The sequence below is a fragment of the Shewanella sp. SW24 genome (assembly GCF_025653395.1).
Taxonomy (GTDB): Bacteria; Pseudomonadota; Gammaproteobacteria; order Enterobacterales; family Shewanellaceae; genus Shewanella; species Shewanella oncorhynchi.
In genome coordinates, this window is sequence record NZ_JAKKSH010000012.1 from 1 (window position 1) to 25,729 (window position 25,729).

Genomic DNA, 25,729 nt, shown 5'->3' on the forward strand with positions numbered 1-25,729 from the left:
CCTTGCTCACCGGCACCACCAGTGTCGATGGCCCGCTCAGCATTCAGAGCTTCAGCGTCGCCGGACAAACCGGTCCGTTCACCCTGGGCACCGCCTACGTGATCGCCGGCCAAGGCACCCTGACGGTCAATGCCAACGGCACCTACAGCTTTGAGCCCGCCGCCAACTGGAACGGCAACTTCCCGGTTGTCACCTACACCGTCACCGACGGCGTCAGCACGGACACTTCGACCTTGAACATCGGTGTGACCCCTGTCACCGATGGCTTCACCGATGCCGATGAAACCCTGACCGTGGCTGAAGACAGTGGCGTCACCAATGGCTCCTTGCTCACCGGCACCACCAGTGTCGATGGCCCGCTCAGCATTCAGAGCTTCAGCGTCGCCGGACAAACCGGTCCGTTCACCCTGGGCACCGCCTACGTGATCGCCGGCCAAGGCACCCTGACGGTCAATGCCAACGGCACCTACAGCTTTGAGCCCGCCGCCAACTGGAACGGCAACTTCCCGGTTGTCACCTACACCGTCACCGACGGCGTCAGCACGGACACTTCGACCTTGACTATCACGGTCACGCCAGATAATGACGGAGTTTCTTTAGGTGGTCTCAACGTCCAAGATGGTGAGCTAACAGTTAACGAAGCTAACCTTTCAACGGGTTCAGCGCCTAATAGCAATGCGCTGACTCAGACTGGTAACTTTAGTTTTACCTCTGTTGATGGATTAGCCTCTATCACCATCAAAGGACAAAGCTTTAATTTGGCGGCATTACTGGCACTAAGCCCCAATACTGCGGTAAATATTACAACTCCTTATGGTGTCTTAACACTGACTGGTTTCACAGGCGATGCAAGCGGTGGCTCCATCAGCTACAGCTACACCTTAAATAATAATGTCGACAATGACTCTCCCCCTGCAACTAACACTAGTTATTTAGATAGCTTTGCTGTAACCGTTGTGGATCAGGATGGTAGCCAAGCAAATGGCAGCCTTGATGTGAAGATTGTTGATGATGTCCCTAATGCCAAAAACGACACAGGCAGTGTCGATGTGATCGTGGATAGTTTTATCGTATCTGGCGTTGTGGCAAATTGGACATCATGGACAAATGGCACAAGCGTAACCAGGTTCGATGGTACAACTAGTCCTAATGGTGGTGGGACGGATAATGACAGTGGTTTAGATCAGATCAGATGGGGAAATCCAACTAATACCTATCAATCTGGCTATGGTTTTATTGATAATGACAGTGCATTAAATGGTCAGTTCTCATTAAACCAAGATATCATTTTAGGTACTTTTACCCACTATAATTTCCCAGTCTCTTCAGGAGGAGCAATTACCAAAGCAAGCATGGATGTCACTTTCTCGGTTACTGATGCCTATGGGGTAGTCACACCAGTGACCCTTAAAGTCAACTTTGAACACAATGAAACGCCTAACACCAACGATCCTGAAGCATCAAAGGATATTATTAAAGTCAGCAATACGAATGTAACCTTTGAATATCAGGGGGCAATTTATACTCTGCAGGTAATTGGTTTTAGAGATCCAATTACTAATCAAGTTGTGACTGAAATTAGGACTTCTGAAAATGATGCAAGTAGCTATGAACTAGTTGTTCGTGTAGTAGCTGGTAATGGTTATGAATTACCCTCAACTACTGGCAATGTGTTAGCTAATGACATAATCAGTGCTGGTGCTGATGATGATATCACGGTAATTGGTGCCGCAGCGGGCAACCAAACAGGTTCAGGTACCTCTGGCAACCTAGGAACCATTATTTCAGGGCAATATGGCACGTTAATCATCTTCGCCAATGGTAGTTACACTTATTCAGTAACAGCCAACGCCTCTGCGATTCCAGCTAATGCAACGGAAACCTTTACGTACACCATGCAAGATGCTGATGGTGATAAATCCAGTGCATTACTGACTCTAAATGTAAATACCGTTAATGCAAATACGCTTAAAGCGGCTCAAGATCAAGATAGTGGTCCTGAAGATACTACTGTAATCGGTAATGTGCTGGATAATGATGGCAATAAAAATACGTCTGTAACCCATTTCACTGTTGCTAACAATGCCGCTCAGCATGCCGCTGGTAGTAAAATCACCTTGGCAGAGGGTGAACTGACTCTCAATGCAGATGGTAGCTATACCTTCAAACCTGCCGCTGATTGGAATGGTCAAGTCCCAGTGGTTACCTACACCACTAATACGGGAGCAACAAACACGCTGACCATCAAGGTAACGCCTGTTGATGATCCAACGGTAACTCAGGCAGATAGCAAAACCATTTCTGAGGATGCCTTAGCTAATGGTAACGTGTTGGAAAATGATACGGATGTGGATAGCACATTATCCATTACCAGCTTCCAGGTGAATGGCACAACCTATAATGCCGGTAATGCTTGGTATCAATTACCTGAAGGCAAGCTGCAATTGAAGGCAAATGGTGAATACAGCTTTGATCCAAAAGATCACTGGAGCGGTTCATTGCCTGAAATCACCTACACCACTAATACAGGTGCCACAAGTACATTGAATATCACTGTTAAAGCAGTAGCAGATGTACCTAACCTGACAATTAATGGGTACACCTCTGTTGCTGCTATCAACTTTGAAGATGCCCAATTCTCTGGCAGTTGGGATGGTGTTAAGGCAAATGACATTAAGGGCCTAAATACTATCGGCACTTGGCATACCAGCAATAAAGGTGGCCAAGTTGAGATTGGTTATGAAAGTGTCTACGTCTCTGGTGGCTCCAATAGCAATAAAGTCATGGAAATTGAGTTCAATGGTGGCGATAAAACCTTATATACCGATATTCAAGCGGATGCTGGTCGATTCTACGAACTCGGATTTGATATTGCGGCCCGCTCAGGTAGCGTAAATACCTCTGGACTGACGATTAAGCTTATTCCGCTAGATGCTCAAGGCAACCCATTAAATGCTCAAGCCATAACGCTATACGATTTCGATCCAACGAATGCTAATTGGTTAAGAGATCAAAAGATCACCTTACCTATTGATCACTCAGGTAAATATCGTTTGCAGTTTGAAGGAGATAATGGGGACTCATACGGTGCCTTGTTGGATAACTTAGCATTTAAAGTGGTAGACAATATGGGCTATCGCGGTGAGTTTATTAAACTCAGCAATATTTCGTCGTCGCTCAAAGATACAGATACTTCAGAAACACTGAATCTTAAGCTGCAAGGCTTACCTGAAGGCGCTGTGCTGAAAGATGCTGCGGGCAACGAAGCTACCGTAGGTGTTGATGGCACTGTGGATATCAGCAACTGGGATAAATCCAGCCTACAGATTAAAGTCACTAGCCATGGCAACTTCACCATCACTGTGGTGGCTACGGCGACTGAAACCAGTAATCAGGACACAGCGCAGAGCACTGCGGACTTCCAAGTCACCGTTCTGCACCCCAACAATGTTGTCGGTGGTCAGAGTGTTGATTCATTCATCATGACCGATTGGATCAATAATACAGCTCAATTTGCCGTTAATTTAGGAGGATACGGTACTGTCGCTTCATCATCCAAGACTCAGTACATTGCTAAAGATACTGAGCTGCTGATTAATGCTGGCAATAGTAATGATTACATCGACCTTGGTGTTTCTACTGCTAACAATATTGTGAACACAGGCAGTTCTTTGCCAAACCTAAATAACCCTGTAGTCACTCAGGCAGAGATCCTTAGTAGCAAATTTATGGCTCAGGATGATATCACCACCGATGCAGGTACATTGATGGCTGATGTGCTGCAGCCACTGCAACCAAAAACTGACACTGTTAACCTTGGTAGCGGTGATGATACAGTCTATGGTGATCAAGGTAGTCAACTTGTCTACGGTGGTAGCGGTGATGACTTACTGATTGGCGGCGAAGGTATCGATGGCTTACGCGGCGGTGACGGTAACGACACTCTGATCGGAGGCCTTGGTAATGACGTCCTGCGTGGTGATAGCGGCGCTGACACCTTCGTATGGCGCTATGCAGAAACGGGTATAGACCATATTACAGACTTTAACGTGAATGAGGACAAATTGGATCTGAGTGACTTGCTCAAAGGTGTAAATAGTAACGACCTAAATGACTATTTAAGCTTTAGCTTTGATGGCGGCTCAACTTCAATAACCATTGATACAGATGGTAACGGACCAAACTCGGTAACCCAGTTGATTATTCTTGATGGAGTGGATTTATCTAGAGAGTATGGTGTGACCAGCGATGTTGGTATTATTAATGGCTTACTCGGTACCAATGGTAATGGCCCGTTAATTGTTGATACTCAGCCAATTGTTGTAGACCCTGAGCTCAAGCATGAACCATTGAAAACTACAGAACTATTCTAGAAATAAAATTGTGAACAATTTAGTTTTAATAACTAATTGGATGGCCTATAGAAATATAGGCCATCATGACCGATACTTGCCATAACCATATAAAAATCCAAAGGATAAGTAATTAGGTGTCTGCTGCAGCTTCTGAAAAAATTGATCAATGGACCATTTCAGCCTCACAAAGAGTGTTAGTGGATCCTTTGCTGGATTGTTTAGTGTTACTCACTGAGCATTTTGGCAATCCGTGCTCGAGCGATTCGCTTGCGGCAGGTTTACCCTTGTCAGGTACAGTATTATCACCTGACTTATTGCCTCAGGCAGCTTCAAGAGCGGGGCTAGCGGCTAAGCTGTCTCGAAAAGGCTTAAACGAAGTATCACCTATATTGCTCCCCTGTATTTTATTATTAAAAGACAAAAAAGCCTGTATATTGCGAGAACTTGATGTTGCATCAGATAAAGCAATTATTCAATTACCCGAGACGGGCGGTGAAGAGACACTGACAATTGAGTCGCTCGAAGCCTTATATGTGGGATATTTATTCTTAGTCAAACAAGAATACCGTGGCGACATGGGCTTCGATGTTTATCTACACGATAATAAAACCCACTGGTTAGTCCAAACCCTCAAAGATTCAGCACCAATTTATCGTGATGCATTAATCGCTTCTGTATTGGTGAATTTATTCGCCTTAGTTTCACCGTTATTTATTATGAATGTGTATGACAAAGTCGTCCCAAACCTCGCTTTTGAATCCCTTTGGGTTTTAGCGATTGGTGCGGCGATTGCTTATATGTTCGATCTTATCATGCGGCAACTTAGAAGTTACCTCATCGATGTTGCAGGAAAAAAAGTAGATATTATTGTGTCTTCGCGACTTTTTGCTAAAGCGATAGGTATTCCCCTAGAAAAACGTTCTCCTAGTATCGGCGGCATGGCGAAGCAGTTAGGTGAATTCGATAATATTCGTGAAATTTTAACTTCGGCAACGATCACAACTTTAGTCGATCTCCCCTTCGCGATATTTTTCTTAATTATTATTTTTATTGTCGCTGGTGATCTCGCTATAGTTCCTGTCATTGGCGGCATAATCATTATTGGCTTCACGCTTTATATTCAACCTAAACTCAAAGCGGCAATCGAAGAAGGCAATAAATTTTCAAGCTTAAAACATGGGCATTTAATCGAGAGCTTATCAGCGCTAGAGTCAATTAAAGCTAATGGTGCTGAAGGAATTGTGCAAAAAAGCTGGCAACAGATGATAGGCCACAGTGCAAACTGGCAATTAAGGTCAAAAAAGCTCTCCAACTCAGTATCGAACGTAGCGAACTTTACGGTGCAATTTACCGTTGTCTGCGTGGTGATTTTGGGCGTTTATCGTGTGGCTGATAATGCGATATCTATGGGCGGAATTATTGCTGCGGTTATGCTATCGAGCCGCGCCATTTCACCTATGGCACAACTTGCAGGCCTGATGACGAGAGCAAACCACACAGCTAGTGCACTACGCCAACTGAATGAAATCATGACTCAAGAAGATGAGTTTGAAAATAAAGGGCATTTAGTTAGCAAACAAAGACTCATAGGCAAGATCAATGCTGATCATGTCGGTTTTAGTTATCCAGGTTCTGAAAAGCCTGTGTTGCATCCGATGTCGCTGACGATTAATCCTGGCGAACGCATTGCCATTATCGGTCGAAATGGTTCAGGTAAAAGTACGCTAGCTAAGCTACTGGTCGGGCTATTTCAACCCACGGCAGGAAGCTTGCGCTACGACGGTTTAGACTCAGCACAGATTCATCCGAGTGATTTACGTCGTAATTTTGGATACCTACCCCAAGATGTCACCCTATTCCATGGTTCTATTCGCGACAATATTTTATTTGGTACACGTCAAGTCACTGAACATCAACTCATCCGCGCGGTACAACTTTCTGGTGTGAGTCAATTCACCAACCTAGAAGCAGAAGGCCTAGACCAACAGGTCGGCGAAGGCGGCATGTCACTCAGTCGCGGACAAAGACAAACTGTCGCTCTTGCTCGCGCCACACTGAATGATCCCCCAGTGTTACTGATGGATGAGCCTACGGCGAGTTTAGATGCTCGCGCTGAACAACAATTTATTCGTTCAATGCAAAATGTCAGCAAAGATAGAACGTTAATTCTTATTACCCACAAGATGCATTTATTGCAACTCGTCGACCGCATTATTGTACTTGAACGCGGCCATGTGGTTGCCGATGGACCTAAAGCAGAAGTGCTAGAAAAACTCAATTTTGGCCTAGTGAACGGAGAGGCTAAAAGATGAGTAAACATTTAACAACAAACGACTTAGACATGGTTGATGATGTCTATGGCGCCATGATGACAGACGCTCCCAGCGGACACAGATTAATCATATGGGCACTTGCTGCTATGGTAGTGTGTTTTTTACTGTGGGCGGGGTTTGCTCAATTAGATAAGGTTACGACTGGAACGGGAAAAGTGATTCCTTCATCACAAGTTCAAGTTATCCAAAGTCTAGATGGCGGCATAATGCAAGAACTCTACGTTCAAGAAGGTGAGATAGTCACAAAAGGGCAGCCTTTAGTGCGTATTGATGATACCCGCTTTCGCTCCGACTTTGCTCAACAAGAGCAAGAGGTTTATGGCTTAAAAACCAATGCTATCCGCATGCGCGCCGAACTCGACAGCATTCTAATATCAGACATGACCTCTGATTGGCGTGAACAAGTGCTAATCACTAAAGAAGCATTGATATTCCCTGAAGCTATCATTGCTGCGGAACCCGCCTTAGTGAAAAGACAACAAGAGGAATACAACGGACGCTTAGATAACTTAAGTAACCAACTTGAGATCCTCGTACGTCAAATTCAACAAAGACAGCAAGAAATTGATGATCTCGCCTCTAAAACAACGACATTAACGACGAGCATGCAGCTAATATCCCGCGAGCTTGAACTCACTCGACCTTTAGCCAAAAAAGGTATTGTTCCTGAAGTTGAGTTACTCAAACTCGAACGCACGGTAAACGACTTGCAAGGTGAATTGAATTCAATGCGTTTACTCCGCCCTAAAGTGAAAGCGGCATTAGATGAGGCTATCTTAAAACGTCGTGAAGCCGTATTTGTTTACGCTGCAGAACTGCGCGCACAGCTCAATGAAACTCAAACCCGCCTCTCTCGCATGAATGAAGCACAAGTTGGCGCGCAAGATAAAGTCAGTAAGGCGATTATCACCTCCCCTGTTAATGGCACCATTAAAACCACACATATCAATACACTGGGTGGTGTAGTGCAACCTGGGATCGATATTATCGAGATAGTACCGTCGGAAGATCAACTGCTGATAGAAACTAAAATCTTGCCTAAAGATATCGCTTTCTTACATCCAGGATTACCCGCCGTAGTAAAAATTACCGCCTATGATTTTACCCGCTATGGCGGCCTTAAAGGAACTGTCGAACATATTAGTGCCGACACTTCTCAAGATGAAGAAGGCAATAGCTACTATCTCATCAGAGTTAGGACTGCAGAATCTAGTTTAACCAAAAACGATGGCACACAGATGCCAATTATTCCGGGAATGTTAACTTCAGTTGACGTTATCACGGGGCAAAGATCCATACTTGAGTACATTTTAAATCCAATTTTAAGGGCTAAGGACACAGCGCTCAGAGAGCACTAAGCCTTTTTTTATAAACCGGGAGGTTGGTCATGAAGACTTCAGCAATACGACAATTTCAATGTTCAAAGATAGCCATAGTGCTGTCATTAATCCTGTTACCTTTATCGGCTCAAAGTCAGACGTTAGAACAAGCCGTTGCACATACGCTAGATACAAACCCAGATTTACGAGTGGCTTTCAACCGCTTTAAAGCGCGAGAAGAACAAGTTAATCAAGCGATAGCAGGCTATATGCCAACTATTGATGTCAATGGTGGCTACGGTTACGAACAAACCGACAGCGTATCGACACGTAGACGACCCAATATCGGCGAAGTCGATAGCAAAGGGGTGGCTGAATTAAATCCCGGAGAGTTTGGTGTTAGCATAAAACAAATGCTTTTCGATGGTTTCTACACCAGCAGTGAAGTTGATCGTTATAGCTTTGAAGCTAGCGCAGACCAATGGGCACTGCTTGCTGCAGCTGAAGATATGGCACTCGATGTCAGTAAAGTCTATCTCAACTATTTACGCACCGATGAAGTGTTAAAATTAGCCGAGAAAAACCTTAACAGCCATAAAGAAATTTATGACCAGATTAAACAACGTACTGACTCAGGTTTAGGCTCAATCGCAGATCTATCCCAAATCTCGGGACGTTTGGCGCGTGCTAATGCTAACGTTATTTCTGCTCGCAACAATTTACTTGATGCAAAAGCACAGTACGTCAAAATTGTAGCGGCGGCACCAGCAGACTTAATATTACCAGTGCCAGATGCAGACATGCTGCCAAAGGATCTTAGCTCTGGCATTATTGTTGCGCAAGAGAATCACCCCATACTCAAATCTGCAGCAAACGATATTAGTGCCGCTGAAAATGAACGATCTTCAGTACAATCCAATTACTATCCTCAGGTTTCTTTAGAACTGAATGGTAACTGGAACAACGATATCAGCGGCGAAGACGGAATATCAGGTGCTGGTGCTTTCCGCAGTGATGTGGGTGGCCATAGTAACGATCTCGTCGCCATGGTGAGGGTGAGATACAACTTATTTGCGGGGGGTAAAGATCTTGCCCGTGAAAAGGAAACTGCTTACAAGTTAGGTGAAGCGAAAGAAATCCGCCAACGTGCCCAACGTGAAGTTGTTGAAGGGGTAAACCTAGCTTGGAACGCATTTGAAATGCTAGCGCCGCAAAAACAATATATTCGCGATCATGTCGTGGCCGCAAAGGATACTCAAACAGCCTATGCACAACAGTTTAACTTAGGCCAACGCAGTTTACTCGACTTATTAGATACCGAAAATGAGCTCTTCGAGGCGCGTAAAGACTACTTACAAGCTGAATATGATGAAGTTATTGCTAAGTATCGCGTGCTCAATTCTACAGGGCGATTATTAGACTCACTTAAAGTCACTAGACCTGATGCGTGGCGCGGAGAGCGCAATTATGAAGGAGGAGCTAACAAATGAAAACTCTCACATTTTTTCTAAGTGTCACTCTTTTAGCTGGTTGTTCGATGCGCGATACGGTTAATATTGACGAAATGGTCACAACTCAAACCTATGATCTATCTGATAAAGATAGCGATGGTGTCATTGAAGCCCGTGAACGCTGCAACGACACGGCCCAAGGGGCAGGTATTGATAACTATGGCTGTGGCAAAATAAAAGCGATTAACGAGCGAAAGGAAATAAATATTTTATTCCCGAATGACTCTGCTTATATTGCGCCTGAGTACTATCCTCAAATTGAAGAGGTGGCTATTTTTCTACGTCAGTATCCAACGACCAAAGTGACTATCGAAGGTCACACGAGTCGCACAGGAACCGATGAACGAAATACAGTATTATCTCAAGAACGTGCAAATGCTGTCACCGCAGTACTGGCTGAACGCTTTAGTATTGATAGAAGTCGATTAACTGCTATTGGATATGGTTCTAGCCGCCCAATTGTTTTAGAACAGACGCCAGAAGCAGAAATTCGTAACCGTCGTGTTGTTGCAGAAGTCACTGGTGATGATACGGCAGCAGACATGAAATGGACAATTTACTCGGTCGATGACAACTCAAAATAAAGGACTAACACATTAGGTTATGAACGGCAGACTTGATTATAAAGATTCATTATTGCGAGTCTGCCGCTTTAGCCTAATAGCGTCAGCCTTAGGCATATGTTGCCTATATGCGGCCCCCACACAAAACCTTGATGAAGTGAAGATAACTTCAACCCTAGAAAAACATTACGGCGAACGTGCTGGAATGCGAGCAAGGGCTTGGTTCAAAGTGTTATCGGAAGCGAGTACGCTAGATGAAAAAGAAAAGTTATTGAAGGTGAATAACTTTTTTAATTTATTCCGTTTTGTGGATGACAGTAAATTATGGGGAGACTCGAATTATTGGGCAACGCCGATGGAGTTTATTGGTGTGAATGGCGGTGATTGCGAAGACTTTTCGATCGCAAAATACTTCACCCTACTCCAACTTGGTGTTCAAGAGGACAAGATGCGGATCACTATGGTTAAAGCCACTACGGTTAATCAATACCATATGGTATTGGCTTACTATGAAACACCATCATCAATTCCTTTAGTGCTCGATAATCTTGACCATGAAATAAAACCCGCCACAAAAAGAAAAGATCTACTGCCTGTTTATAGCTTTAACGGTAAACAGTTATGGCTCAATAAAGAGCAAGGTCGAGGCGTACTGGCAGGGTCCTCAAAACGATTAGAAAAATGGAACGATCTTAACCATAGATTAGGTGTTGACCGTCTTAGGCAACCAAAATTAAAACTGGAGTAGCACCAAAAATGACACTGTTTAGACAGATTTATTCGCTGCTTTTTAGCCTGTTCTTGCTTGTAGTTGCAAGCCTTGGCTATGTGCAATTCACTGAGACTCAAAGCTTTTTAACAAAGCAAATGGAGTCCGATCTAAACAATGCCAGCACTTCACTCGGTCTAATGCTTACCCCAGCACTCGAAGCCGGCGATACCGCAGCGGCAGAAACCTTAGTGAATGTTATTTTTGAAGGTGGTTACTATCAAAATGTAAAATTGACTTGGATGGTCGATGGTAAGCAACAAGAGTGGAATAATCCTTTAAAAATTGAAGATGTCCCTCAATGGTTTATCAATCTAGATCTGTTTAAAACCATAAAAAAACAAAGCACTATCACCTCGGGTTGGCTGCAGCTAGCACAGCTTGAAATCACTGCTCATCCTGGTTTTGGTTATCATGAACTATGGCGAATCATGTCCAATACCATCATCGCCTTCTCACTACTTTTTCTCGTTGCTATTTTTACAGCAAGAGTAGGCTTAACATGGATATTGAAACCTCTCCACACCCTGTCTGAACACGCAAAAAGTATCGCAGCACGCCAATTTGGTCCAGACATGGCACTCCCCAAAACAACCGAATTAAAAGACTTAGTAACTGCATTTAACAGCATGTCAGCTCAATTGAAACAAGTGTTCCATTCTCTTGACGAAGAGGTTGGCGCGTTACGTAAGAAGAATCTTGTCGATCCCGCGTCAGGCCTGCCTAACCGCCAATATGTAGTAAGTCGTTTAAATGGTTGGTTAAGTGAACCTAGCAGCGGTGCTTTATTCCTCGCCAAACTCGACTGGCTCGAAGAAGTGCACAGTAAATATGGCTATCAAGTTCGAGATGAAACCATACGGATCCTCGCAGAAAAGTTTCAACAGCAATTAAACGAAATAACGCCTTCGGTCATAGGGCGTATTGCCGCCTATGAATTTGCATTTTTAGTGACCGATGTTGAACACGATCAGATCAGTAAATATTTACAAACACTTATCCGTACCATCAATCAAGAAATGTCAAAAGCAGGCTGTAAGCCCAACGAAGACTTTGCTATCGGTATTGCGGAACGTATTGGGCAAATGAATGTGTCTGATATTTTGGCCCAAGCCGACAATGCCCTTCAAAAAGCGTTACAAGAGAATAAAACCTTCCACTGGTTTGAAACCACAGAGCAGCAATTATTCACCCGCGAGCAATGGCGCGATAACCTCAGCCATGCTATCAGCAATAAGAAGTTTAAGTTTAGATGGCAACCCATCCAATTTTGCGATGGTGATGGCATAGCGCAACGGGAATTGTATTGCCAATTAGAGCTTGGTGATCAACTCGCCCATGCAGGGCAATTTATGCCGTATATCGAGTTATTATCACTTGGTGCCTTACTCGATAAATGCTTAATTGAAACTGTCTACGAGCAAAAACTGCTCGAGCGGAGCTATGAACCGCTCGCAATTAACTTAACCCACCAAAGTATTAACGATCCTCAGTTCCATGAGTGGCTAAATCAATTTTTGCGAAATGCCGCATTTATTGAGCGTATCTGCTTCGAAATCCCTGAGGCTGGTGTTTATAGTGATCTTAAGTCATGTCAGCACTTATGTAACATCATTCGCGATAACGGTGCTAAGTTTGGTATTGACCACTTTGGTCGTCAGTTTGGCTCTATGTCTTATCTACAGGAATTAAGACCTAGCTATGTGAAGCTGGATCAATCCTTCGCCTACTATGATGAGACACACCACAATAGCGAATTGTGCCGCGCCCTAATCAACGTAGCAAAAGGATTGGACATTCAAGTCATAGTTACGGGTATTCAAGAAAAGGCTCAGCTAGAACGTTTTAACGAGCTTAGAACAGATGCCTATCAAGGCTTTATCGCCCCGCCAGTGAATCTTGACTAAGCCGTATTATTAAGAAGTGGTTTTGCAAACAAAAAGCTCCGTAAGTTATATATAGTACATTAAACTATGTATAATGTGTATAAAGGCAGAGAAATCTGCCTTTTTTATTGATATTTTTAAGCGTGGGTATATAGTGATTTGTATGTATTATATGTATAGGCATTCAGAACTTGTCATCAGTAAAAGTAAAAGCGACTGTTGTCGAAGATAACACGGGCATAAAAAGCCAACTACCAGTGTTGCTTACCGAACAAGGCGAGTTGAGTGTTGTAACGGATTACCTTCTTAAAATGGAGGCAAACGGTGTCAGTGCATCCGTTATGAATCAATTCATTCAAGTCGTTTCTTTGCTTTTAGATTATCTGGAGGCTAACAAGGACTTGTTCAACGACCCAAAAATTCTATTCCAAACCTTTGCTAAACGCCTGTATAGCGGCACAGTCGGTGAAGATGGACTCGATCCGTCTGGCTTATATTGGATGCCCAGCTCGACAGAGCATGTCAATAAACACATCCATAGGCTGACAGCTTTTACTGACTGGATTGCTAATAAGCAAGGTACTGAGCCAATGAATCCCTTGAGGGATGCGACTCCGCATGAACAACGTTTAAATTATGCGGCATGGTTTCGTAAAAACCAGCATGATTTTCTTGGGCATATCGAAGACAAGAGCATCAATAAAACTATTCGCAAAGCCAGAACAATGAAGGGGCGCACTCCACTCACCAAAACGGAAGACGATGCGATTGCCTTTCCAGAAAAACAATGGGAGTCATTCTTCAAAGACGGAATGGGTGGCGCAAAAGACCCACGGGTAGTGCTAAGAGATAAGCTTATTCTTCTGCTGATGCATGGCGGTGGTCTACGAGAAAGTGAAGCATTATTAATTTGGGTGACGGACGTGTTTGAAGACCCTTACAATCCAGATAATGCTGTGGTTCGGGTATACAACGAAGTTGATGGTAAAGCACCTGATGGCTGGCGCAGTCGAAGTGGGAAGCATACCAGAGCAGCCTATCTTAAAGAAGAGTATGCCCGCATACCTCGGATCAAAATGCAGGGTACAGCGCGGATTGGTTGGAAGAATCGTGTTGTAGACCATCGTGATAATTACATCCAAGTGCAATGGTTCCCCACGGAGTTTGGCAAGGTCTTCATGTCATTATGGAAAGACTATCAAAAGTACCGAGCCAGTATTGATTGTCATCACCCGTATGCGTTCATTTCATTCCATCACAGCGCCCTCGGCAACCCATACACGCTCAACGCTTTTCATCAAGGCTATGCGGCAGGACTAAAACGCATTGGGTTAGCACCGAATAAAGCGGAAGGGTTAGATCCTCACGGACATCGACATAACTATGGTAGACGATTAGAGCGCTCAGGCCTTAACCCATTAATCATTCGTCGCTGTATGCACCATAAATCACTGGAGTCTCAAGTTCCCTACACAGGTAAAGGGCAGCAGGAAATCTCCGATGAACTCAACAAGGCCACGCTACAACTGGCAAATCCTGAGTCCAAAGTCAAAGCACTCGACTGGAAAACATTGGTCGAACATGGCTTTGACAATATTGACCCGCAAGGCTATTTCACAGGCAAGCATCCGAAATTACGAGGTAAATAATGTCAAAAAAAGGCAAGAAACGTGACGGGCGTGCATCGGACTTAACGTTTAAATGGATGCTCACCACCCTTGGCCCTGAGTGGGAGCAATGGCAGGAACTAGCCGCTGAGTGGATGGCGACACAACATTCAGGAATAAACCACAAGCTTAAGGCGTTGAGCCGTTTCTTTGAGTCCTACCTGTTGGAGTGCGCTCCCTATGCAACTGATATTGGTCTGTTTTTCAAGGGGTACAACGGTCATATCTGCTCCACTGAAGAGCTAGAAATTAGGGTGAGAAAAACAATTAACGCCCACGAGGAAGTATCAAAAGGTATCAACTACCCCTGTGACTTCATTGATTACATCATTGAGCATCATTTATCTGAAGAAGATGATAGCGGCAACTTAACACCACTGGTTCAAAATCCGTTAAGCAAAATTAAGACCCAAGGCTCACACACTGAAACCGTGCGTAACCCACTGCCGTATCGTTATATTCAAAACCTGCGCCAAATTCTGTGTCCATTGCCAGACAAAGCTGAACTGGCGGTGATTGAGCAAAACCTACCGCAAGGCGAGTCGTTACTGCCTAGCTATCACTACCGACATTTCAAGCATTGGACTTGGGCACAAGAGCAGACAGGGCAAAGCAAATCAGGTAAAAGTGGCGACTGGTTCGAGGTCGAGCCTGAACTAATTGACAAATCTGACCCCGATTGCGTGTGGCGCACTAAAGAGGTGACTAGAAATAGTAAAAGAATCACCCTCCACCAAATGTGGTCGCCCGTCAAAGCGATGCTTATATTTATGAAGCTGCATCTGCCACTGCGTACCTATCAGGTATGCATGTTAGATAGTGGTGAAGCGGATACGTGGCGCTATGAAAGCGGTCATTGGAAGCTTAATGATAAGCATGACTTTGCGCTCGGTAGCGAAAAACGCCCCTTTGGAAAAGGTATCTTTCGCCGCATTCATGACACTATGACGGGGCAACACTCAACAGGTTTGTATGTCAATACCAACAAAACCGCAGACCAGAATAAATCGGAACTAGAGCGCGGCTACATTATTCCTTGGCAAAACGAAGAGGTACTGTATTGGCTGGAAAAGTTGCGTAACTGGCAGGAAAAATACAACCCAATAGTGAAACCGACTGACTGCACCACACTGCTAATTAAGCATGCTGGCCCAAAGAAGTCACAAACTCAGTTAGCAAGTATGGGTGAAATCGCCTTTCTGTTTCGGGATGCGTCAGCGAAAGGAGATGACAAATACAAACCATCTTATGGGGGAGTGTCTCTGGCACCTCTTTGGTATCAACTCTTGCTAACACTGGAAAACCAGCTCGCTGAACAGGGCAATACGCTGGATAATGGCGAACGACTTAAACTGGTTGTGGGTTACCCAGAAGGCACTCCAGAAAACGCTAAGGTTGCCACGAACCACCCCCTGCACAGTTTGCGTGTATCGCTGATAACTGCCTACACGATGGATACCCAGTTACCGCTACCTGTCATATCCAAACTACTGGCAGGGCACTCACGCATCCTAATGACCATCTACTACAATAAAATCACCCCGTCCGTGATGGCGGAAAAAATGAGTGAAGCCGAAGGGGAGCTTGAGGGTAAAGCCAAGCAGTCAGTGCGCAACTTCCTTAAAGATGCCTCACTAGCGCAAATTCAGTGCAGGATGGTCTATCACAAAGAAGATAGTATTCAGGCAGCGTTAGTTAATCGTAACCCCATCGGTTGGGAAGAGCGCTCTTCTGGCCTATGTTTGGTCGGAGGCAACACCGTAAAATCCGATGAAGTCAGTACGCTGGGTGGTTGCTGGAACGGCGGTGAGTTGATTAGAGATGCAAGTGCTGCCGCTAATCGCATCTATGGCAGCGTGCCACACGGCCCTGAAAACTGTATTCGTTGCCGTTGGTTTATCACCGAGGCGCGATATCTGCCAGCGCTTAACGCGCAGTTTAATCAACTCAGTTACAAGGCGCACCAAGCGGCTAACCTGTCGGTTGAAATCGAAGGTGAGCTGGAAGCACTCAAAGACGAGCAGTTCTTCTGTGAAGAGCAAGGTACGCCTTTTACCAAACATAATGACATGCAGGTTCTACAACGCCGCTATGAAAAGCAACAAGTCGAGGCTGATGAATACACCAAAGACTGGATAGCCTGTTTTGAGTTAATCGGCAAAATCATTCACGTTGAAGAAGCTAGAAACAGTGGTGACACGAAAGATAAAATGATTGCGGTAGGTGATGAGCATGATATTAGCCATGCCTTGAGATTTGTTGAAACAGAATCTGAATTACTGCATCTATCACTGCTGTGTGAAGATGCTGAATTCTATCCTGATTTGCAGGATGAATTGCGTAAAACTCCCGCCATTGAAAAGCGCTCTCGCCAACTCAGTCGTTTGCTGATGAAAAAAGGCTTTGAGCCTATCTTCATGGAAATGGATGAAAAACAACAGCTAATCGCTGGCAATGCCATGCTTCGCCAAATGGCAAAGATAGCTGATCCTGATGATAAAATGGAAGGCTACCGCAAAGTCGCTAGTTACATCGAAGCGGGTGAATATCTATGCGACAACAAGCTATTTAGCGCAGGTATCAATGCCTTATCAGATAAAGCTTTGCGCTTAGAAAGTTTCACCCAACCTGCACTACTGGAGAAATAGCATGGAGCTGGATATAGATGTCATTCTTGAGGATTTAAAGGACGGTAAAGTACCGAGAACCAAACAAAACTTAGATACGCTCAATACTATCTTAAAAGCGTATGCTGAATCAGGTCAGGAGGACTTTTCCATTACGCAGATTGGACGAATCTCGGCAGCCAAATCTGGCCCCGGTTACGAAGCACTTAGAGCGACCCGTAACGCGCATTACCGTACCTTGATTGAAGCATGGGCGCAAAAGTGCAAGACTACCACTAAGAAGCCGCTATCGCCTACCTCGCGCTCTAAGTCTGTCCCACAGGACAATAAGCTATTAGAGCGTATTCCAGACCCAGCGGTACGAGCCTTGTTCGGCCAAATCATTGCCGAACGTAATCGTTACCGTAAAGAGGTTAACCTACTTAAACAACACGCGAACATTACCATTGATAAACGTCCTGTCCGTCAGTTTGACGCAAGTGCAGAGCCGAGTGTTGAAGTGTTGCCTTCACTATCTGGCATCTTGACGGAATCCGAGAAGAAAGCCTTGGCCTATGCTATCTCGGACGAATGTATGGAAAAGCATGGCTGGCAAACCACACAAGCAGGCCAAGTAAAAGATATGGAGTGCAACACAGAGATCTTCCCTAGAGGCTTTGCAACAGGTCTACGCAAGTTGTTAGGTGAGGTAGACGAATAATGGCAAGTGGGCAGCAAAAAGCACAGCAAAACCTTGAAGCATTCGAAGTTTGGCAAGCTACTCAGTCTGATGATGACTTTAAACAAATAGCCTTCAAAGGCAAGCTCAACCGCATAGAAGTAGCAAAAGGGGTCGGTTTCGGCAAGTCTGCCCTTGCCCAGAACCCAGCGCTCAGGAAGGCGCTCAAGTCGTTAGAAGACAAACTGCGAGATAAAGGTGTGCTCCCACCACTGACCGAATCCGCAAAGAAAGATGCCGACAAGCCAAAACAATATGACAACACTGCTAATCGTAAACTGCTAGATTCAAAGCGTGTTTCTGGGCTGGAGGCTGAAAACATTGAGTTGAAAGCGAAGGTTAAGGAGCTGGAGAGCAAGCTAGAGCGATTCGGGGAGTTGTCTGAAACCCTGTCTGAAATGGGATTCATACCACGATGAATGTAGCACTCCATCAAGACCAAATGCGCGTTACCAGTATCCCTTATAGCTCAACCAATATGGTGATATTCAGTGGTGTGCCACTGGCAAAAAACTCATACAAGACCAACAGTGGTAAGTATTACGTCACCATTAAAGTTAACCCTGATGAAATTCCCGTACAGCCTGCCCTTGGTCAGCATTGGTCGGTGAAAGGCGCTCGTTCAATCGATGAAGTGCCAACGGGGGATTTCGTGATGCAGCAGCACACATATGAGTCACCAGTGCATATTGAATGCAGCCTACCAGAAACGGGTGAGCAACTGATTCGCTTTATCGCAAAAGAAGCAAGCTTCAAAGGTATTGGAGAAAGCAAAGCTAGAGCGCTATGGGAGCTTCTAGGTAAGAGCTTCCACTCAACGGTTAGAAAAGACACTCCTGAATCAAGAGAGCGCCTTAGAAGTGTCCTGAGTGAAGATTCTATCAATGCGTTATTTGAGGGTTACGCCAAATATAAGAATCTGGCCTACTGCAACTGGATGACCGATCACAAGATACCAGCAAGTATTCAGCAGCGCTTATTGAAGCATCATGGAGAAGAGTCCATTGAGGCTATTAAACAAAATCCGTATGTACTGATTGGTTTTGGGATGTCATTTGAACAAGTCGATCTTGTGGTCACAAATTATGACTTCAAACCTGAGTTCACAGATTATGACCACAAGAGGCTCAGCGCAGCACTTGAAACCGCTATTCGAAAAGAGATTGAGAAAGGCCACACCTATACAACTCAAGCGTGTTTGCGCCCATACCTATCCAAATTACTCAAAGATAAGGAACTGGTGACGGAAGCGTTTAAAGCAGGTCACAACAAAGCGCAATACATCCTAAACCCTGACACTGGCTCTTATCATCCAACCGCCCAGTTGTTGATGGAAAATGTCGTTGCCAAACGACTTAAAGCACTAGCTAATCAAAACAACCTTTATGACGAAGTTGCAAATTCTGCATATTGCTCTGCGGTTGATGAATTGCCATACGAGCTAACCAAAAAACAGGTTGAAGCAGTGACAACGTGTTTAGATAACGCCGTGAGCTGTATTACGGGCGGAGCTGGCACAGGTAAAACCACAGTCCTTAGAACCGCACTTCGAGCCTACCATCAAATGGGATTTGAAATACACGCAGTAGCACTGAGTGGCCGAGCTGCTATGCGTTTGCATGAGTCAATTGGCTTTATCACCTCAACTATCGCTAAGTTATTACGTAGAGAGCCTATTGAGCCAAGTTCAGACCAGCCAAAGCATTTACTGGTAATAGATGAAGCCAGTATGATTGACTTGCCAACCATGTATCGCCTGGTCAACCATATTCACCCATTGGTTCGTATTATTTTTACTGGCGACCCTGACCAGTTACCACCTATAGGTTGTGGCAAGGTTTTGGCTGATATCGTTCTATCTAAAGCCATTGCTAATACTATGCTAGATATCGTTAAGCGTCAGAAAGGCTCAACGGGTATTCCTGAATACTCCAAGCTCATTAATCGTGGTATCGTGCCTGAAAAACTAAGTACGGGGGCTATTCACTTCCACGAAACGGCAAAGAGCGACATTGCTCAAGTTTGCTGTGACTTGTATCAGCAATCCCCTGAAAATAGTCGCGTCATGGCACCGACCAAGGCACTCGTTGCTGAAATTAATAAACTGACCCAAGAGGCTGTTAACCCAAGCGGTAGAAGGCTTGAGTTTGAAATGCACGGTGAGAGATTCTTTCAAAACCTCAGATTGAATGATGCGATTCTATTTACGCAAAACCACTATGATAAAGGCATTCAAAACGGCTCTCTTGGTACGCTTACCAGCATTGACTCATCAGGTGAAAGTTATGGTGAAGTAACGCTGGATACGGGGGATAAAGTTGAGGTCACACAATCCGTGCTCGATTGCATGGAGTTGGGTTATGCAATAACCCTACATAAAGCTCAAGGCTCGCAGTTTCCTAGAATCATTATTGCACTACAGAAAGGCAAAATCGTTGATAGAGCGTGGCTGTATACCGCGATTACCAGAGCCGAGGCTGAGATCCATATAGTTGGTAGCTCGGATGAACTAAGGGTTATTACAGAAGCCCACAGTAACTCACATAAGCGAAATAGCTACTTGAGTGAACTACTACACCAAAATTAGTGATTAATTGCACTTAATTTACCACCCCATTGCAACCGCTCCTTACCACGTGTTGCAAATTAATCGCACCACAACTTTCACGGAAAGTACCACTTCGTCGGATCTCGGCTTTGTGCCAGAAGCGGATATTACAATGTGCAGGTATTAAAGTCCGCTATTAGTCGTTAGCAGAACGTTAGTGTAAGGGCGATGAGCAGCGCAGCGGGTTATGGTCCCAGTATTCTGTGTAAATTATCTTGGCCGGTTTCAATATTATGCTGTAAAAATCATGGTAACAACAGAGTTTAAAATTAATCACTCATAGATAGTAATTTTTTGGTAATAGGTTTGCCAGACCTCACGCTAGTACAACCGAATAGGTATTACGACCACGTTGTTTACTTAAATACAGCTGCTGGTCTGCCAGTTCTATAATATTACTATCGTAGCCTTTCGCTTCATCGGCGACGGCAATGCCAACACTGATGCTCAGTTTGGTGGCGGGAGTTTGGGGGTGTGCGATATCTAATTCCAATACATGATGCAGCATCTTTTTTGCCACGGTTACTGCGCCATTTATATCGGTATCGGCTAGCAACACTACAAATTCTTCACCTCCATAGCGGGCGACCGTGTCAGCCTGTCGCCCGTTATGCTTTAGGGCACTGGCCACTTTACGTAAAGCATCATCTCCTGCTAAGTGGCCAAACGTATCGTTATATTTCTTAAAGTAGTCGATATCAATCATCAATACTGCAAGAGGACTCAGTTTACGTCTATGTTGGGCAAGTTGGATTGATAAAACGTTATCAAAATAGCGGCGGTTATAAATACCGGTTAACCCATCCAGATAAGCGAGAGAACGCAGTAAGTCAGCTTGTCTTTTCAGGGCTAAGTGAGCCTTTACCCGGTTACGTAATGTATTTGTATTAAATGGCTTTTGAATAAAATCGACGCCACCTGCATCCCAGCAGGCATCTTCATCCGTTTCATGCTGCAAGCCTGTGACGAATATGACCGGGATATCTGCCAGTTGTTTATCGGCTTTTAATTGCCTGCATGTTTCTAATCCATCCTGCTCAGGCATTACTACATCTAACAAAATGAGATCAGGCCGACTGTCGTGGCAAACTTTTATTGCCTGTTTGCCGCTTGTGGCCATCAGAATATTGTACTCGTTGCCTAAAACCTGAAAGACAATCTGAATATTAATAGGTTGATCATCGACAACTAAAATGGTTGCAGGGAATTGGCTGATAGCTACATTTGGTATAGTGTCAGCTGACATATAAACTACTCTTTGAATTGACTTAACATTTTATCAACTATCACGACTGCTTGCTCAAAAGTCAAGTTGACTAGAGCCTCTTCAAGCTCTTTATTTAGTTCAGGTGTTTGAGCCTGCAGTGACGGTGCCAATTGCTGATAAAGTGGCAACGCTGCCATGTTGGCAAGATTGAGATGTTGCTTTAGCGTCATTAACTGAGCTGCCTGTTCCGTCCGGCTAACAGGGGCTTGTGCGGTAGCTATTTGCTGTTCCACTTGTAATAATTTCACCAAGTCTGTAGCGGTGTTAAGAGTTAACTTCAGTATATCCAGAACGTTGTTATCTACCTGATAACCGTCATCACTGTGCTCACGCAGCTCATCTTCCAAGCGGGCAGTAAGCTTTGCCAGATTGCTAAAGCCAAGTGTGCCTGCAGCACCTTTTAAACTATGAAACAACAATCGTGCATTACGACGGGTAAGTGTTTTATCCTCTAGTTGTTGTAATGCTTGCCTAAGGTCCTGCTCAAATTGCTTTAATACATTGACATAAATCGTCAGGGAATAACCAAGGCGCTGAACAGCAGCTTCGAGTTCAATATGATGCTGCTGGCAGAACGCTAACGCTGCCTGATCAAAATTCAGGTTTGATTTATTAACTTGTTTGACGTGAGGTGCTTTTTCTGCTTTATGATGGCTGAGAATTTTGGTCGTCAACTCGTTAAGATCAAAAGGTTTTGCGATGTGGTCTTGCATACCTGCTGCCAGGCAAGCGGCTATATCATCAGACATGGCGTGCGCTGTAATAGCAATAATCGGCAGCAACTGATGTCTAGGTAGCTTTCTAATCTCACGAGTGGTTTGATAGCCATCCATTCCCGGCATTTGTATGTCCATCAGTACCATATCAAAGTGCTCTGCCGTACTTTCCAGCATCTCTAACGCTTCCTCACCGCTGCTAGCAATTTTGATGGTCGCCCCTAGTTGCTGCAGTAACTCACTGGCAACCAGCTGGTTCGTCAAATTATCTTCTACCAGCAGTAAGGATATTCCCTGCAATGGCAGCTCGTGCGGGAGGGGGGAGGTCGGGAGCGACAGGTCGAGATCGCCAAAAACAACACTCTTTACTGCCTGTATCATCATATTTTTTGTAACAGGTTTAATTAAAAATCCATCCAGATAGCGCTCATAATCGTTATTTTGCTCATCGAGCAGTTCTTTTCCATGAGCGGTAATCATTACAATCAGTGAAACCACGCTACTATGCAATTCCCGTAGCTCGCGAGCGAAGGTTAGGCCATCTTTACCCGGCATACGCCAGTCTACGAAAACGACATCATAGCGAGTACTATCGCGGTGGGCTTGCTTGACTAATAGTGACGCCTCTTGCGCATCGGACGCAATCTTTGCCTGCCATCCCAACGAGACCGCAATACCTTGTAAAATTATTCGCGCACTGTCGTTGTCATCGACAATCAACACGCTCAACTTTTCATTACTACGAGTAAACGTTTGAGAGTTTTGGATCGCCCTCTTCTCCGCATTGCGTACGACGACGTTAAAGCTAAAGGTACTTCCACAACCAAATTCACTCTCTACGCCGATTTCACCACCCATCAAATTCACCAAGCGCTTACTGATGGCTAAACCTAAACCTGTCCCGCCATAGCGACGACTTATTGAAGAATCTGCTTGTTGAAAACCGGAAAAAAGAGCGTTCTGTTGCTCCAGCGTGATACCGATCCCAGTATCTTTAATACTGAAAGACAAGTTAATCTCGCCCTCTGGCAGTGATTGAGACCTAATTGAGATGAGTATTTCACCCTTATCAGTAAATTTTATGGCATTGCCGACCAGATTTATCAGGACTTGTTTAATACGGAAACTATCACCTAACAAATGCTCAGGCACATCCGCTGTGACATCGTATAGCACTTCCAATCCTTTTTGCTCTGCACTAGATGAAAAAACAAGGCCGATATCCTGCAGCAAATCCGTCAAACTAAATGGATGCGGGTCTAGCTCCAACTTACCGGCTTCAATTTTTGAGAAATCCAGAATATCATTTAACAAGGTAAGCAAAGACTTAGCTGCACTATAGGCTTTTTCTATATAGTCGGCCTGGCGTTGATCCAGCGTGCTGTTGGCTACCAATTGTAATAATCCCAGAACTCCATTCATCGGCGTGCGGATCTCGTGGCTCATATTTGCCAAAAACTCAGATTTTGCTTTATTAGCAGACTCAGCTTGTTCTTTTGCTTGTGCCAGTTCCGCTTCGTATTTAAGTTGTTTAGTTAAATCAAACGCGATACCAAGAAAGCCTGCTAGCTGACCTTGCTCATCTTTTAGTGCACTGAGATTTAGTTTTACTTGCACCTGTTCACCGGTTTTTGTCAGGTAGGTCCAGCGCACATTATCCGTTTGCCCCAGACGCGCTTTCGCTACAAGGGTTTCAAAACCGACCGCGATGTTGCTACCGAGCTCAGTGGTCAGCTTAGCGGCATGGTGCTCCACTTCTGCGGGCAGATGAAAAATAGACGGGGTTTGTTGGAAAAGGACCTCCTCTGCGCGATAGCCTAAGAGTTTTTCTGCTGCTGGATTAAAGGCCGTAATAATGCCTTCTTCATCGGTAGCGATAATGGCGTAGCCCGCGCTGCTAAGAATACTGCGCTGCAAGATATTAACACGTGAAATCTCCGCCGTTCGCAGTGCGACCTGCTGTTCAAGCTCAGCATTCGCTTTTAGTAAAGTTTGCTCTGCAATACTTGCCAGCTCCTGCTTATGACGGATTAACTGACTTCTGCGCATTAACATAAGTTGCAGTAGATACACGCCAAAGGCCAGGATGGTACTGACTGCCATTACTTCAAAAAATAAGCTGGTGCCAGAGCGCAGTTGCAGTTCATTAATAAAGCGATTGGTTGGCGTAAGCGACAGCTGCCATTGGCGGCCAAATACAGAGAGATTTAATTTATGTTGTAGAGCAGCGTCGTAAGTGTCTTTCACTTCTTGGCTGAAGAACTCGATTGGCGTTTGTTCGGTAATGTCACTGATTTGCAGAAAGACATCGTTTTCCAGACCAGCAACTGAATTAAGGACGTCGTTAATCAGGATTGGGGCGTAACTCCAGCCAAATAAATGTTCAAGCCGTTGCCGACTATCTTGTGGCACGGTTGTTGTTTTATATACCGGCATTAACATTAAAAAACCCTGTTGAGCTCGCTCATTTGCTTGTACTAAGGTAATGGGCGCTGTTAACCTCACATCGTTATTGAACGCCGCATCTAATGCTGCCTTGCGGCGCATTGCTTCGGAACCAATATCAACCCCCACGGCCTCTCGGTTGTTTTGCTCAGGTTCAATATAGGTGATCACAAAAAGGCTATCTTGGTGTGGCGTAAGCTGCCTGATTTGGAAGTTGTAGCTTGGTCGCTCGGCAGCCATCCGGTCTAGAAATGCCGCAGTTTGGTTTGGTTCAACTTTGATGATTAAACCAAAACCATGAGCCCCTGGAAACTCCCTTTTATAGTCTCGCACTTGCGTATAGACCTGCATATCGTTGTAATCAAAATGCTCAGGGGATAGCGACATTACTGCACCACGGGTGCCGCGCAAACCATATTGATACAGCGTGACCTTTTCCTGAACCCCTTCTGCAATTAGATTTAACCTGACAGTAACCGCATCACTAATTCGCTTTGCTTGGGTTTGTTGTTGCTGATCTACCATGGATGTTGCCACAAAGTAGCCAATAACTAATAACCCTAACGGTAGCCATAATGACATTAACCAACTGCGTAATGAAAATTTGGGAACAGAGATAAGTGACTTCATTTAATGCTCAGGAGGCTCCGATTGATATAAAAAGGGTAGGGCCGATAATTTAGATGGAAAACCAAAATCAAATTCAGAAACAATCCAGCAACTGATTTGCCTGTAGGACTCGCTCATTATGAAACAGTCGCACCAGCGCGCCGTGTTTTTAAAACAAGTTGAGCCAACCAGTAAATTAGAAACTTATTAAAAATATCAATCTAAGCTCAAAAAGCAAAACTTTCAAGTTGCATTGAGCTTATGTCGATATGAATAGTCATATTTAATCTACAGAGCAAGGACAAATTAGCGCCCCCTAACATTGTCAATCCAACT

14 protein-coding genes are annotated in these 25,729 nt (G+C 44.6%); 12 read left to right on the forward strand and 2 right to left on the reverse strand.

Going from position 1 to position 25,729, the window contains the following annotated elements; translation table 11 throughout:
• The 12 genes from L5M17_RS11410 to L5M17_RS11465 form a co-directional block, all read left to right on the forward strand.
• A partial coding sequence (locus L5M17_RS11410) for a beta strand repeat-containing protein (protein WP_263147513.1) occupies positions 1-4,373 on the forward strand: 4,373 nt, incomplete at its 5' end.
• A 116-nt stretch (positions 4,374-4,489) separates the two neighbouring features.
• Positions 4,490-6,667 (forward strand): type I secretion system permease/ATPase, encoded by a 2,178-nt coding sequence (locus L5M17_RS11415; protein ID WP_105250446.1) that lies wholly within the window; start codon positions 4,490-4,492, stop codon positions 6,665-6,667.
• Positions 6,664-8,046 (forward strand): HlyD family type I secretion periplasmic adaptor subunit, encoded by a 1,383-nt coding sequence (locus L5M17_RS11420; protein ID WP_168825932.1) that lies wholly within the window; start codon positions 6,664-6,666, stop codon positions 8,044-8,046. Before L5M17_RS11415 ends, L5M17_RS11420 begins: the two co-directional genes overlap by 4 nt.
• A 29-nt stretch (positions 8,047-8,075) precedes the next feature.
• Positions 8,076-9,497, forward strand: a complete 1,422-nt coding sequence (locus L5M17_RS11425) for a TolC family outer membrane protein (RefSeq protein WP_105250448.1) — start codon at positions 8,076-8,078, stop codon at positions 9,495-9,497.
• Positions 9,494-10,102 carry an OmpA family protein gene (locus L5M17_RS11430; protein WP_105250449.1) on the forward strand — a complete coding sequence of 203 codons (609 nt, stop codon included), beginning with the start codon at positions 9,494-9,496 and terminating at the stop codon, positions 10,100-10,102. Before L5M17_RS11425 ends, L5M17_RS11430 begins: the two co-directional genes overlap by 4 nt.
• Before the next feature lie 19 nt (positions 10,103-10,121).
• Positions 10,122-10,829, forward strand: coding sequence for a transglutaminase-like cysteine peptidase (locus tag L5M17_RS11435; RefSeq protein ID WP_105250450.1), 708 nt, complete (start codon positions 10,122-10,124; stop codon positions 10,827-10,829).
• A gap of 8 nt (positions 10,830-10,837) precedes the next feature.
• Positions 10,838-12,757, forward strand: coding sequence for an EAL domain-containing protein (locus L5M17_RS11440; RefSeq protein ID WP_173496181.1), 1,920 nt, complete (start codon positions 10,838-10,840; stop codon positions 12,755-12,757).
• Between the two features lie 170 nt (positions 12,758-12,927).
• Positions 12,928-14,385, forward strand: a complete 1,458-nt coding sequence (gmtY, locus tag L5M17_RS11445) for a gamma-mobile-trio recombinase GmtY (RefSeq protein WP_107946335.1) — start codon at positions 12,928-12,930, stop codon at positions 14,383-14,385.
• Positions 14,385-17,051, forward strand: coding sequence for an integrase family protein (locus L5M17_RS11450; protein ID WP_107946334.1), 2,667 nt, complete (start codon positions 14,385-14,387; stop codon positions 17,049-17,051). Before gmtY ends, L5M17_RS11450 begins: the two co-directional genes overlap by 1 nt.
• Before the next feature lies 1 nt (position 17,052).
• Positions 17,053-17,730 (forward strand): gamma-mobile-trio protein GmtX, encoded by a 678-nt coding sequence (gene gmtX / locus L5M17_RS11455; protein WP_107946333.1) that lies wholly within the window; start codon positions 17,053-17,055, stop codon positions 17,728-17,730.
• Positions 17,730-18,167: a VPA1267 family protein gene (locus tag L5M17_RS11460; RefSeq protein ID WP_107946332.1), complete on the forward strand. Its 438-nt coding sequence runs from the start codon at positions 17,730-17,732 to the stop codon at positions 18,165-18,167. The genes gmtX and L5M17_RS11460 overlap by 1 nt, the downstream gene beginning before the upstream one ends.
• Entirely contained in the window at positions 18,164-20,335 is a 2,172-nt protein-coding gene (locus tag L5M17_RS11465) for an AAA family ATPase (protein WP_107946331.1), read from the forward strand. Before L5M17_RS11460 ends, L5M17_RS11465 begins: the two co-directional genes overlap by 4 nt.
• 337 nt (positions 20,336-20,672) lie before the next feature.
• On the opposite strand, the gene L5M17_RS11470 is transcribed toward L5M17_RS11465, so the two are convergent.
• Positions 20,673-21,602 (reverse strand): diguanylate cyclase, encoded by a 930-nt coding sequence (locus L5M17_RS11470; protein ID WP_218678307.1) that lies wholly within the window; start codon positions 21,600-21,602, stop codon positions 20,673-20,675.
• Between the two features lie 5 nt (positions 21,603-21,607).
• The gene (locus tag L5M17_RS11475; RefSeq protein ID WP_263147524.1) at positions 21,608-25,414 is read right to left on the reverse strand and encodes a CHASE domain-containing protein; all 3,807 of its coding nucleotides are present in this window, start codon (positions 25,412-25,414) and stop codon (positions 21,608-21,610) included.
• Positions 25,415-25,729 lie beyond the last annotated feature (315 nt).